The sequence below is a fragment of the Neorhodopirellula pilleata genome (assembly GCF_007859915.1).
GTDB classification, from domain to species: domain Bacteria; phylum Planctomycetota; class Planctomycetia; order Pirellulales; family Pirellulaceae; genus Rhodopirellula; species Rhodopirellula pilleata.
On sequence record NZ_SJPM01000001.1, the window covers coordinates 291,175 to 303,977 of the forward strand.

A 12,803-nucleotide genomic window follows, 5' to 3' on the forward strand; every position below is an offset into this window, starting at 1 on the left:
ATCCCTTTTCCCAGGAAACATCATGAAAATTGTCATCATCGGAGGCGTCGCGGGTGGCGCCTCCGCCGCCGCGCGTGCCCGTCGACTGAGCGAAGACGCCGAGATCATTTTGCTCGAACGCGGCCCCGAACCTTCGTTCGCCAACTGCGGACTGCCGTATTACGTCGGCGGATTGATCGAGTCGCGTGACAAACTCCTCGTCGCCCCCGCCGAGCGATTGAGGGCACGATATCGACTCGATGTCCGTACCGGCAATGAGGTCATTCGCATCGACCGCGACGAACAAACGGTCACGATTCGCGATCATGCCGATGGTCGTGTTTACGAGGAAACGTATGACAAGTTGATCATCGCGACCGGTGCGTCCGCATTCAAACCGCCGACGCCGGGCATCGACGGCGACCGAGTCCTGAGTTTACGGGACCTTCCCGATGCGGACCGCCTGCACGCTCGCGTGACCGCCAACGCCAAACCCGGAAAAGCTTTGAGAGTCGCCGTGATCGGGGCCGGATTCATCGGCATCGAAGTGGTCGAGAACATGGTTCACCGAAACATCGAGACCACATTGGTGGAACGGGGAGACCAGATCCTCCCGCCTTGGGATCGTGAAATGATCTCGCCGCTGATCGAGTTGCTGCATCAGCGCGGCGTTCAGGTTCGATTGAACGACTCGGTGACTAGCTTTGAAGACACCGGCGAAGAATTGGTCGTACACTTGCAATCGGGTGAAACACTTAGGGCAGACTTTGCGGTCGTTGCCATCGGCGTTCGCCCCGAGAATTCGTTGGCGATCGCGGCGGGGTTGAAGTGCGGCAAGGGTGGCGGCATTCAAACGAACGAACATATGCAAACCAATGACCCGAACGTCTACGCGGTCGGTGACGTCGCCGAAGTTCGCGATGCGGTCACAGGCGAACCAACTCAGATACCATTGGCTGGACCGGCCAACCGCCAAGGAAGGATTGCCGCCGATCATATTTTCGGTCGCGATTCAATCTACCGCGGCACTCAGGGCACCGCCATCGTTGGCGTGTTCGGACACGCCGCCGCAATGACCGGACACAGCGAAAAGGTATTGGTTCGTTCGGGGCGTGCTTACGAAAAGATATACATTCACCCGGCCGATCACGCGGGCTACTATCCGGGCGCAACGGCGATGAGTCTAAAACTGTTGTTCGATCCAAGCGATGGTAAAATCCTTGGGGCTCAAGCGGTCGGAATCAACGGCGTTGATAAACGCATCGACGTCATCGCGGTCGCGATCCAAGCGCGCATGACCGTTTACGATTTGGAAGAGGTCGAGTTGTGCTACGCGCCGCAGTATGGATCAGCGAAAGATCCGATCAACATGGCCGGATTCGTCGCCTCAAGTGTGCTGCGTGGGGATCAACCGGTTATGCACTCACACGACTTGAACATGCCATCGGATTCGAACGATCGTTTCATCTTAGACGTTCGCACGCCGACGGAATTCGATGCCGGACATATTGCTGCCGCGACGAATGTGCCGTTGGACGAACTCCGCGATCGACTCGACGAATTACCGCGCGACCGAGTGATCGCGGCGTACTGCAAAGTCGGTCAACGAGGTTACATGGCGACTCGGTTGCTTGCCCAAAAGGGGTTTGAAGTGGAGAATCTGAGCGGCGGATTTACCACTTACGAACGAGCGAAGCATTGACCGATTCCGAGATCCCCCCCCAACCGTCGCATGAATCCCTGCGCAGCGAAACGTCAGACGACGCGACAACGGCAAATACCGCCATTCCAAACTCCAGAATGGCCCCGAGTCGACAGTCGCTAGCGAAAACCCATTCTCGCGACCAGATTCGCGAACGTTTGGACCAAGGGCATCGGATCGATTACTTGCCGGATTTTATCTACGGCGCGATCGACGGGACCGTAACGACTTTTGCCGTCGTCTCCGGCGTCGCGGGGGCAGACTTGTCGTCGGGCATCGTGATCGTTTTGGGGCTCGCCAACTTGGTTGGTGACGGCTTTTCCATGGCCGCAAGCAACTATTCGGGGACCCGCGTCGAACAGCAATTACGACAACGGATGCGTTCGCGCGAAGCCTACGAGATCGAAACCTATCCCGAAGGGGAACGCGAAGAAGTTCGCCAAATCTTTGCGGGCAAGGGCTTCCAAGGCGAGGAATTGGAGACCGTTGTACGCGTCATCACGTCCGACAAAGAGCGATGGATCGACACAATGATGACCGAAGAAATGGGCATCGGTCATTCTCAACGCTCACCGATCAAAGCCGCGATCGCAACTCTGGCAGCATTCGTGGTGGTTGGATTCATACCGCTGATCTCGTTCGTTTGGCAAGCGATCTCAGCAAATGGCCTGGGCGACGCCTATCTGTCCAGCGTAATCCTCACGGCGATCGCATTCTTTTGCGTCGGTGCGGTGAAGTCGCGTTTCGTCGATCAGCATTGGTTCGTCTCAGGTATCGAGACGCTCGCCTTGGGAGGTTCGGCGGCGTCGCTCGCATACTTGGTCGGTTGGTCACTCAGTGGCTTGACCGCCGGTTAATCCGAATCTCCTCAAGCGAAAAGTGCCTCAACACTTTGTCCCTTACCGTCGGGCGTGACATAAAAAGGGCGACCCTCGATTTGGAAACCCGTGCGGGGGCTGATGCCCATCGCCGTCATGATCGTCGCGTGTAGGTCTTCGATACTGACCGGGTCTTCGATCGCGACGAGGGGTCGCTGCGGCGCGGTCGCACCGTGAACATGACCACGTTTCATTCCGCCGCCGAACATCAACACGCTCGAACCCGCCGTGAAGTGACGGTGCAATCCGTAGTGCTTCATCTCGCTGATCTCGTCGACCTTTTCGGTGGCTTGGTCGTTCGCGTTGGAACCCGGTTTGCCTTCCATCAACGCATCGCGACTGAACTCCGACGCGACGATCACCAAAGTCCGATCGAGCAACCCGCGGTCTTCTAAATCACGAATCAACCGCGCAATCGGACGATCGATTTCCGAATGCATTCGCGCCATGGTCGTATGTCCGTTGGCATGCGTATCGAAGTTCAAAAACGGAACGTACTCGGTCGTGACCTCGACAAACCGGGCACCCGATTCGACCAATCGCCGCGCGAGCAAACAACCTTGCCCGAATCGACCGGTATTGTAAACGTCATAGCTCTCCTTCGGCTCGAGCGTGATGTCAAATGCTTCGCGATCTTTGCTGCTGAGCAATCGATAGGCGGCGTCCATCGACCGCAATAGCGATTCCTGTTGATAGTCACTCATCCGGTCACGATCGGGGCTGGCATCGACAAGACGACGGAACAGCTTGTCGCGATCGGCGAACCGTTGCGACTTCATGCCTTGCGGCGGCCGGACCGAAACGGCGGCTTGATCCGGATACGGCAGATTCATCGGACCAAACTCGCTGCCGAAGAATCCCGCCGTCGTGAATGCTTTGAGTTCTTCGCTCTCGCCAACGCCTTCAAGACGTTGACCAACGTTGATAAACGCCGGCATGACTTCGTTGGGTGCCCCAAGCATCCGCGACATCCACGCACCGATGTGTGGCGCCGCGACGGTTTGCGGTGGAACGTATCCGGTGTGCCAATGATACTGGTGCCGCGAATGCAGGATGCTTCCAAGATCGGGTTGCACGTGGGAGCGGATCAAAGTGCCGCGATCCATCACCGCCGCGATGTTTTCGAGCCCCTGGCAAATTTGTAGCCCATCAACCGCCGTATCGATGGCGGGGAACGTGCTGAGCATTTCCTTGACGGGCAGCCCCTTTTCAAAGGGAAGATACCCTTTGGGATCAAACGTGTCGGGCGCAGCCATGCCACCGCCCATCCACAACAAAATGCACGCATCGGCGGTCGGTCGTGGTTGCTCGATTTCACCGAGCGAATCGGATTGCGAGGGGCTGGCGAGTAGCTGCGGCGCACCACCTGCCAATGCAGCAGCACCGGCGGCACTGAGCGCCCGCAAAAAGTCGCGGCGCACGATCGAAGCGGGGACGCCGGCTTGCAACGCGTTACTTAGGTTGTTCTCAATGTTCATAAGGTTCCTCAACGAATCAAAATAAATTCGGGCAACATGCAAACGGCCCACATCGCGTCTTGGACCGCCGTCTGATCGGGACGATCTCCCAGAACGCTGCGCAGCAATTCGAATTCCTGGTCGGTTGGTTGGCGAGTGAGCGTGCGTCGAAATAAAGATCGGACGATCGAGTCGGTGCGGCCGCCGGTTTCGTCGATCAATCGCTTAGCACCATCGGCAAACGCATCGGCGAGTGTGGATTCGTTGGCCAAATCGATCGCTTCGAGAGTCGTCAGGAGGTCCGGACGCATCGAAACGATCTGCTCACGCATCGGGCGACCGAGCGATTTCATCAGCGCTGTATTCTTCATCAACGAGGCTCGCACCATCGGCATGGCATCCGCCATCGTCGCCACTTCGGCCAACATCGGTCGGCCCTGCTGATTGATCACATTCTCCCAAACCGACAGCGCGGGCACCACACTGACGCCATGCCACGGTCCGCGAATCTGTCCCAACTTGTGCTCACCGCTCGTGGGAACATTCGGATTGAACTCCCAGCTTTCGTCGGATGGCAAACTCAACGTCGACCGGTCGCTCAGGTTCAAATGTGCTTGAAAAAAGAAACCAGCCGCGTTGGGAACATCAGCGAAATTCTTTGCGATCACAACGATCGTGTTGGCACCTTTTTTGAGTGTCCCCCGCAGTGGCACCGCCTCCGGGCGAGTCCATTCCTGACTGCCGCTGACCCATCTATTATTGACGTACATGTCGAACCCGTTGTCGCAAGTCACGATGGCCCCTCCGGAGACGACCTCGGCGGGTAGTTCGAAGGTCTTGCGGAGCACAACGGACTGACCACCCGGCGCGACACCGTTCTCCAGCGGTCCCCAAATCCACTTCGCGGTCAGTTCAGGTCCGTTACTCTCAGGGAGTCCGCTGGCTTGCGAATCGGCGTCATCCCGCGACGGGATCACGCCTCGGACCACCGGCGCATCGAAACGCTTGGGTGCCGAACCGGTGAGGTGCCAAACATTGTCGATGAACTGTTCGGCCGTCATTCGCTTGCTACGAGGACCACGGTAAACGTAATCATCGCCGAGGGCCTGTTCGCTCGCCACTTCCGTTTCCGATTGGTAAGCCGCACTCGTGGCGATCAAACGCAGCATGAACTTCAAATCGTATTGGTTCTTGACCAGTTCGACGGCCAAGAAATCGAGTAGGTCTTCGTTCCACGGTTCGCTTTGCATCGCGTCGAGCGGGTGAACGATCCCCCGGCCCATCAATTGGTACCAAAGCCGGTTGACGATTGTTCGAGCGAAACGCCCGTTTTCCGGATGGGTCATCAAGTTCGCAAGTTGTTCCAGTCGTTGCGACCGAGGCGCCGACGGATCAACTTGACCGATCTCGGGAAACAGCCAAGTTGCTTTGGCGGTTTCGCCAATCGGTTTATCACAGCGATGTAGTTCTAGAGACTCGTCGGCATAAATCGCGGCCAATCCGTAAGCGTCGTGCAGCGTCCAGCGATCGATAAAACTATCGTGGCACGAGGCGCACTTCATGTTGATACCCAGGAACGACTGGGAAATACTTTGCGAGAACTGAATCGGTAACGTCTGGCCGGCGCTGACCTCGCCACGCCACTTGATCCCGTCGATGTAGCCTTGGCTCGCTTTGCTTGGTGGTGAGATCAATTCTCGCGCCATGACGTCAAACGGCTTGTTTGCTCGCAACGACGCGTACAACCAAGTGCTTACTTGTTGACGCCCGCCGGTGATGAACCCCGTACCACTATAGTCGTTTCGCAATAAGTCATTGAAGAACGTAATCCAATGGTCCGAGTAGCCGATCTCGTCGTCCAATAACGCGTCGATCCGTTCGGATCGTTTTAATGGATTCGAGTCGGCAAGAAACGCATCAAGTTGTTCATCGGTCGGGAGCATTCCGATCAAGTCCAACGAGACACGTCGCAAGAAAGTCGCATCATCGATCGGATTCGGCCTCGCAATTGCGTTTCGAGCAAGATACTCATCCAAAATCCGGTCGATCGGGTGATCGCGTCCGTCGCGAGGCGCAGGCAGTTCGGGAGTGCGAGGCCGCAGCGGCGGTTCGTAGGACTGGATCGCAAACGTGAAATCGGCATCCCATTTCATGCCTTCCTTGATCCAACGCCGAACCAACGCGATCTCCGGTTCGCTCATCCTCGGCCGATCCGTGGGCGGCATTTGAATATCGGTGTCCGCCGAAGTGACGAGTTCCAAGAGATAGGAATCCTCGGGAGACTCCAAATCAACGTGTCCCGAATCCACAATGATCGCACGGGTATTGAGCGAAAAATCGCCTTCGGCTTCCCGTCCGCCATGACAATGAACGCAATTGCGTTGAAGCACCGGAACAATATCGTGAACGAAATCGATCGGTTCGGCTTGGACGACCTGGCCGAACCAGATGACAACTAAACCGAAGCAAACACAAAAACGAGAGGTGGGAATGGATGAACCGGCCATGAATGACGTGAAATCGTTCGGAGGGAGTTATTCAGGGAGGGGGCAAGGCTTGTTCGCTTGAGCGAACAAGCACCGCATCGTTGATTATGTTAACCTAATCTCGAACGGATTACTTGGGAATCGAATGACTCAAACGGTCAGTATGTCGGCGGTTCGACAGAAGCCCCCTGATTAACCACCCGCCGAGCGACCAAAAGAGGATCGAGAAGTGCGGGTTCATGGGATAATCAATAATGTCAGAAGCTCCAAGTCATTGAATTCAATATGCGAACGTATTTTACCGTCGCCCTTCTGGTCTGTTTCGCTTCTGCTGCCGTAGGCGAAGATTCACAGCTGTTGAATTTCAATCGTGATATCCGACCCATCTTGTCAGGAAAATGTTTTGCTTGTCATGGTCCCGACTCGCAGAATCGCGATTCCGAATACCGGCTGGATACGAGCGAGGGCGCTTTCGCGGATCTGGGCGGGTACGCTGGGATCGTTCCGGGCAACCCGGAGGCGAGTGAATTGGTGGTGCGTATCACGAGCGATGATCCCGAACTTCGGATGCCACCAGGGGAGCACAAGAATCCGCTGACTCAGCAAGAAATTGATTTGCTGACGCGTTGGGTTGCAGAGGGTGCGGCTTACTCTGGCCACTGGGCGTTTAAACCGGTCGTTCGCCCCCAACCACCACCAGCATCGGTCGCGACGGCCGGGCCGATCGATGACTTTATCGCTGCCGGGCTCGCTCAAAATCAGTTGACTTTCACAACCGCCGCGTCACCGGAAACCCTCGCCCGCCGACTGTACCTCGACCTGACCGGACTGCCACCGACGATCGCCGAGTTGGACGCGTTCCTTCAAGCTCCAGATGATCGTTTCGAAGAAACGATCGATCGGCTGATGACCAGCCCCCAGTTCGCCGAACGGTTGGCCATGGACTGGCTCGACGTCGCTCGGTTCGCCGACACCAATGGCTATTCGATCGACGACCATCGCGACATGTGGGTCTGGCGAGATTGGGTGATCGATGCATTCAAATCCAACATGCGTTATGACGAATTCGTTCGTCAACAGATCTCTGGTGATTTGATGGAAAACGCGACCGATAGCCAGCGGATTGCCACTGGCTTTTTGCGCAACAGCATGAACACACACGAGGGCGGAACCATCGCGGAAGAGTATCGAGTTGCCGCGATCCTAGATAAAGTTGACGCAGTCTCAACGGCATTCATGGGACTGACGATGCGGTGTGCCCAGTGCCACGACCACAAATACGACCCCATCTCGCAACGAGATTACTATCGGTTCTTTGCCTTTTTTAACACGACATCGGAATCGGGTAGTGGTGGTGTCAACGGGAACACGAACCCTGCCATCGCGGTAGGTCCGTTGCTTCAAGATGAATCATCGTTCCGCCAAGCGTGTCAGGCGAGAATCGCTTCGCTTGAGCATGTCAAAGCCTACCCCGAAGAATTGCTTGCCGACGCGCGCCTGAACTGGGAGCAGGAAACACTGGCCAAAGCGGAGCAAGCTTCCACCTTTGGGCATACGCTCACTGCAACCAAGGCTGGCTCGGTACCGTCATTCCCGACTCCCGGTCCGGGCAAAGTCCCCGGGCTATCTTGGATTTGGGCCAACCCGCAAGGTGCGGGCGAGTTTGCTTGGTTCCGCAAAACGTTCGAACTGACCAAAGTTCCATCCCATGCGCAGCTCTTTGTGAGCTGTGACAACGAAGCGGAAATTTGGATCAATGGTAAGCGGTTGGGATTCAACCCGGATTGGCGGACACCGAGCGTGTTCGATCTTGGGCCATTATTAGCCGAAGGCCAGAACTTGATCGCCGTGGCAGGAAAAGATTGGGAGAAAGGTGGCTCGAAGGCGGCACTGATGGCTTTAGCTGCATTCTCGGACGGCAGTTATCTCGGTACGGACGCGAGTTGGTCGGTGGCAACACAGGTGGGGGCGGATTGGAATCAGGCCGGCGAATTAAAGGGATTTGAGCCAGCCTCCGTGGTCGCTCCATTTGGCGCAGCGCCGTATGGCGATGTGTTCAACAAACTAGAAGCCGCTGATGAAACTCGCCAACACATCGCGTTAATCGCCGCTCTACGAAAACCGGACTCGCAGAGAAATCGCGAAGAACAGAACCTGGTCGCCGCCGAGTTCGCGAAAACTAATTCCGACATGTCCAAACTCCTATTGACGATCAACGGCGAGATCGATGTCTTGCAAAAGTCGATCGATTCAGGCAGGACCAGTGTGATGGTCATGAAGGACGACGCACTCCATCGGAAGACGGCGATGTTGGAGCGTGGTCAGTACGATCAACCAGGCGAGATTGTCGATGCCGGTATCCCATCGATCTTCGGCAGCCTGCCCGATTCGACTCCTCCCAACCGCATGGCCTTGGCGAATTGGTTGACCGATCCTTCCAATCCGCTGACCGCTCGTGTGGCCGTCAATCGCTATTGGCAGTTACTGTTCGGGACTGGTTTGGTGAAAACATCCGAAGACTTTGGTTCGCAAGGTGAATGGCCGTCGCATCCGGAGCTACTGGACTGGCTCGCAGCAGACTTCGTTGAATCGGGTTGGGATGTCCGGACGCTCATCAAAACGATGATGATGTCACGAACGTATCGCCAATCTTCAAACGTGAACGGGCGACTTTTAGAGCTTGATCCGTACAACCGACTCTATGCCCGGGCACCGAGGTACCGTTTGTCCGCTGAAGCGATTCGTGACAGCGAATTAGCGATTGCCGGTTTGCTCAATTGGGAGATTGGTGGCCCGAGTGTCTTCCCGCCCCAACCGCTAGGGCTTTGGAAAGAAGTCAGCCACTTCGGTTACGGAGGTTTTTTTTCGGCCCAGCATTACTTCCCCGATCGCGACGAACAGGTCTACAGACGCAGCCTCTATACGTTTTGGAAACGCACTTCCCCACCGCCCGTGATGACCACGTTCGATGCGCCGACCCGTGAGACTTGCACCGCACGTCGGTCGCTGACCAATACTCCGTTGCAAGCACTCGTGTTGATGAATGCACCGCAATTTGTGGATGCCTCTCGCGGGTTGGCGGCAAGAATGCTACGTGCCAATGAATCTATGGAAGGACAGATTTCCTACGGTTTTCGTCTCGCCACATCGCGTGAACCCTCTTCCGAGGAACTCGCAATCTTGACCACCGCGTATCAAAAACAACTGGCTTACTTTGACGCATCTGCGGATCGAACGGCGAGTTTTTTAAGCGGCCAAGTTGACGACGATAACCAACCCGGTAGCGAGGAACAAAACGCCAGCGATCGGTCCACCCTAGATCCACTGAAAAAAGCAAACGATTCGAAGTTCGCTGCGATGAGCTGCGTCGCTTCCCTGATTTTAAACCTAGATGAAACAATCACCCGCGAGTAAACGCCTAAGAACGTGTTTTAAAAAGGGGTCTGACCCTCTCCGGCGAGGCCAAAAACCCAATGAAATCGATTCGCCTCCAAAGGGTCAGACCCCTTTTTAAAACACGTTCTAACCGAATAGCGGTCTGACTCTTTGGAAGCAAGTCGGTTGACGTTACGGTTCCAGCTTCACCGACAAGGGTCGTCCCCCCTTTAAGATAGGCTTTAAAGTACAAAGAAAATGAATCCAAATCTTCTAGCCACTCGTCGCAGCTTCATCAGCCATGCCTTCGGAGGCGTTGGCGCGCTCGCGTTGGGGTCGATGCTCGATCGTAACGCGTTTGGAAGTGTCAAAGCCGTTGATTCGGGACTGCCGCACTTCCCACCGACTGCCAAACGCGTCATCTATCTGTTCATGTCAGGTGGTCCGTCCCATATTGATCTGTTCGATTACAAGCCGACGCTCATCCAGAATCACGGTGAAGAGTTGCCACCGAGCGTGCGAGGTGACCAGCGAGTCACCGGAATGACCTCGGGACAAAAAAAGTTCCTCGTTTGCGGGTCGATCGGAAAATTCGCACAGCGAGGGAAATCGGGCACTTGGGTCAGCGATCTGTTACCGTACACCAGCAATGTCGTTGATGACATCGCGGTCATCCGCTCGATGAACACCGAAGCGATCAACCACGATCCCGGCATCACTTACATCAACACGGGTTCCCAAATTCCGGGGCAACCGAGCGCCGGCGCGTGGGCGAGCTACGGACTCGGCAGCGTTAACCAGAACATGCCCGCGTACGTCGTGTTGCTCTCCCAGGGCACCGGCAAGAACCCCGGCCAACCGATTTTTTCGCGTCTCTGGGGCAGTGGTTATTTACCGTCCAATCATCAAGGTGTGATGCTTCGCAGTAGTGGCGATCCAGTTCTGTATCTGAACGATCCGCCCGGCATTACACGCGAAAACCGGCGTGAACAACTCGACGATTTAGCAGCACTGAATCGCCTCAAATTCAAAGACAGCGGCGATCCAGAAATCGAAACTCGCATCTCGCAATACGAAATGGCCTTCCGAATGCAAGCCGCTGCACCGGAGATTGCTGATTTGTCGGACGAACCCGAGAGCACGTTCGAACTGTACGGCCAAGACGCACGGCAACCAGGCTCCTATGCGTTCAACTGCCTGATGGCCCGACGGATGGCGGAACGTGATGTCCGATTCATTCAGCTCTTTCATCGCGGCTGGGACCAACACGTTAACCTGGAACGCGAACTCAAAGCTCAGTGCCGCGACACCGATCAAGCCTCCGCGGCGCTGGTTACCGATTTGAAAACCCGCGGATTGCTCGACGATACTTTGGTGATTTGGGGAGGCGAATTTGGACGCACCGCTTATAGCCAAGGCGCTCTGGGAAGTGGCCGTGACCACCACGGTCGATGCTTCAGCATGTGGATGGCCGGTGGCGGTGTTCAAGGAGGCGTGTCGCACGGTACGACCGACGAGTTTGCGTACAATATCGCGGAAAACGGGGTCCATATCCGCGACCTCAATGCAACGATGTTGCATTGCCTGGGCATCGACCACGAACGATTTACCTACCGATTTCAAGGGCTCGACCAACGACTCACCGGCGTCGAGGAAGCTCACGTCGTGAAAGACGTATTGATCAGTGTCGGGGGCCATTAGTCCCATTCACATGTCAAGCCCGTTGCCGAGCGTTCGCCAGCAGGTCAATTGCATGCGAGGTAAGTGAAATGGGCCTTTCCAGAGGTTGCCTTTCAGAGGCACGCTGATGCGGCCGTCACGGTGTAAGTATCCGTACCATTCGCCGTGCTCGGTGTCGGGAAAATGCTCGTACGACCAATCGTGCACTTGCCGGTGCCAGTCGGAGTACTTGGCGTCGCCGGTTAGTTGATACGCCATCAGCGTTGCGATGATGGTTTCATTATGCGGCCACCAAAACTTCATGTCGTGCCAGTATTCTTGAACCGGCAAACCGTTGACGTCAACGAAGTAAAGCATCCCTCCGTATTGCTGGTCCCATCCTCGACGCCACATCCAGTCGAGCATTTCGCAACCCAGCCGGATCAACGACGCGTCGCCGCGATGCCGGCCTTCGGCCATGATGAACCAGGCCCCTTCGATCGCATGGCCCGGATTGAGCGTGCGGCCGTCGAAATGGTCGATCAAACCACCGTCGAGGGCCACCGTTTCCATCACGCACTGTATGTCGGGCTTGAGATGATAGCGGCGAATGTCTTCGATCGCCCCGTCGATGATCGCGTCGGCGTCGGGAAGGTCGATTGAATCTCGCAGTTCTTGAGCGGTGTTGATCGTGATCATCGGAAAACCGATCCCGCGCGTCGGGCGAACGTCGGTGAACTTCGGCTGCACGCCTTGAGGGTTTCGATTGTGATCGAGAAAACGTCGAAAACAGGCTTCTGCTTTCCTCGCGTACTCGTCTTCGCCGGTTGCCTTGGCGAATTCACCGTAGGCGATTGCGGCGAAGCTTTCACTAAACGCGTAACGGCGTTTACGGATCGGCCGGCCATCGCGCGTCAGATGAAACCACATCCGACCGTCGGCCGGATCGAAACCGTGACGGTCGATGAAATCGATCCCGTGCCGGGCGAGCGCCAGCCATTCGTTGCGTGGCTGCACGTTGTTGTAAAGTTCACCCAGCAGCCACGTGAACCGGCACTGTTGCCAAACGCCTTTGTCGGTATCGATGACCGTTCCGTCGCGATCGAGCGACATCGTGAACCCGCCATGCTCCCGATCGACGCAGTGCCGCATCCAAAACGGCACCACGTCGTTTAGCAAGCCATCTCGATATGTCGCAATCAGCTCGCGGCGTTCAGTGGGGTTCATGTGGTTTCACTTGCTTCATCAGGTCAAACCAATGCTCAAA

At 56.2% G+C, this 12,803-nt stretch carries 7 protein-coding genes; 4 read left to right on the forward strand and 3 right to left on the reverse strand.

The window, feature by feature from the left end:
• Positions 1-22 precede the first annotated feature (22 nt).
• On the forward strand, positions 23-1,681 hold the full coding sequence (locus Pla100_RS00835) for an FAD-dependent oxidoreductase (protein WP_146575811.1): 1,659 nt from the start codon (positions 23-25) through the stop codon (positions 1,679-1,681).
• 98 nt (positions 1,682-1,779) lie between these two features.
• Positions 1,780-2,538, forward strand: a complete 759-nt coding sequence (locus tag Pla100_RS00840; RefSeq protein ID WP_146575812.1) for a VIT1/CCC1 transporter family protein — start codon at positions 1,780-1,782, stop codon at positions 2,536-2,538.
• Between the two features lie 11 nt (positions 2,539-2,549).
• Here the strand turns inward: Pla100_RS00840 and Pla100_RS00845 are convergent, their stop codons facing one another.
• Positions 2,550-4,037 (reverse strand): DUF1501 domain-containing protein, encoded by a 1,488-nt coding sequence (locus Pla100_RS00845; RefSeq protein WP_146575813.1) that lies wholly within the window; start codon positions 4,035-4,037, stop codon positions 2,550-2,552.
• Positions 4,038-4,045: 8 nt separating this feature from the next.
• Entirely contained in the window at positions 4,046-6,523 is a 2,478-nt protein-coding gene (locus Pla100_RS00850) for a DUF1549 domain-containing protein (RefSeq protein WP_146575814.1), read from the reverse strand.
• A 264-nt stretch (positions 6,524-6,787) separates the two neighbouring features.
• On the opposite strand from Pla100_RS00850, the gene Pla100_RS00855 reads away from it, so the two are divergent.
• Positions 6,788-9,916 carry a PSD1 and planctomycete cytochrome C domain-containing protein gene (locus Pla100_RS00855; RefSeq protein ID WP_146575815.1) on the forward strand — a complete coding sequence of 1,043 codons (3,129 nt, stop codon included), beginning with the start codon at positions 6,788-6,790 and terminating at the stop codon, positions 9,914-9,916.
• 219 nt (positions 9,917-10,135) lie between these two features.
• Positions 10,136-11,578, forward strand: a complete 1,443-nt coding sequence (locus Pla100_RS00860) for a DUF1501 domain-containing protein (protein ID WP_146575816.1) — start codon at positions 10,136-10,138, stop codon at positions 11,576-11,578.
• Between the two features lie 6 nt (positions 11,579-11,584).
• Here the strand turns inward: Pla100_RS00860 and Pla100_RS00865 are convergent, their stop codons facing one another.
• Positions 11,585-12,763 carry an AGE family epimerase/isomerase gene (locus Pla100_RS00865; protein WP_146575817.1) on the reverse strand — a complete coding sequence of 393 codons (1,179 nt, stop codon included), beginning with the start codon at positions 12,761-12,763 and terminating at the stop codon, positions 11,585-11,587.
• Between the last annotated feature and the right edge of the window lie 40 nt (positions 12,764-12,803).

Bases quoted from the DNA above. Each gene is read 5' to 3' on its own strand.
- Pla100_RS00835 (WP_146575811.1), top strand. From the start codon at position 23: ATGAAAATTGTCATCATCGGAGGCGTCGCGGGTGGCGCCTCCGCCGCC.
- Pla100_RS00840 (WP_146575812.1), top strand. From the start codon at position 1,780: ATGGCCCCGAGTCGACAGTCGCTAGCGAAAACCCATTCTCGCGACCAG.
- Pla100_RS00845 (WP_146575813.1), bottom strand. From the start codon at position 4,037: ATGAACATTGAGAACAACCTAAGTAACGCGTTGCAAGCCGGCGTCCCC.
- Pla100_RS00850 (WP_146575814.1), bottom strand. From the start codon at position 6,523: ATGGCCGGTTCATCCATTCCCACCTCTCGTTTTTGTGTTTGCTTCGGT.
- Pla100_RS00855 (WP_146575815.1), top strand. From the start codon at position 6,788: ATGCGAACGTATTTTACCGTCGCCCTTCTGGTCTGTTTCGCTTCTGCT.
- Pla100_RS00860 (WP_146575816.1), top strand. From the start codon at position 10,136: ATGAATCCAAATCTTCTAGCCACTCGTCGCAGCTTCATCAGCCATGCC.
- Pla100_RS00865 (WP_146575817.1), bottom strand. From the start codon at position 12,763: ATGAACCCCACTGAACGCCGCGAGCTGATTGCGACATATCGAGATGGC.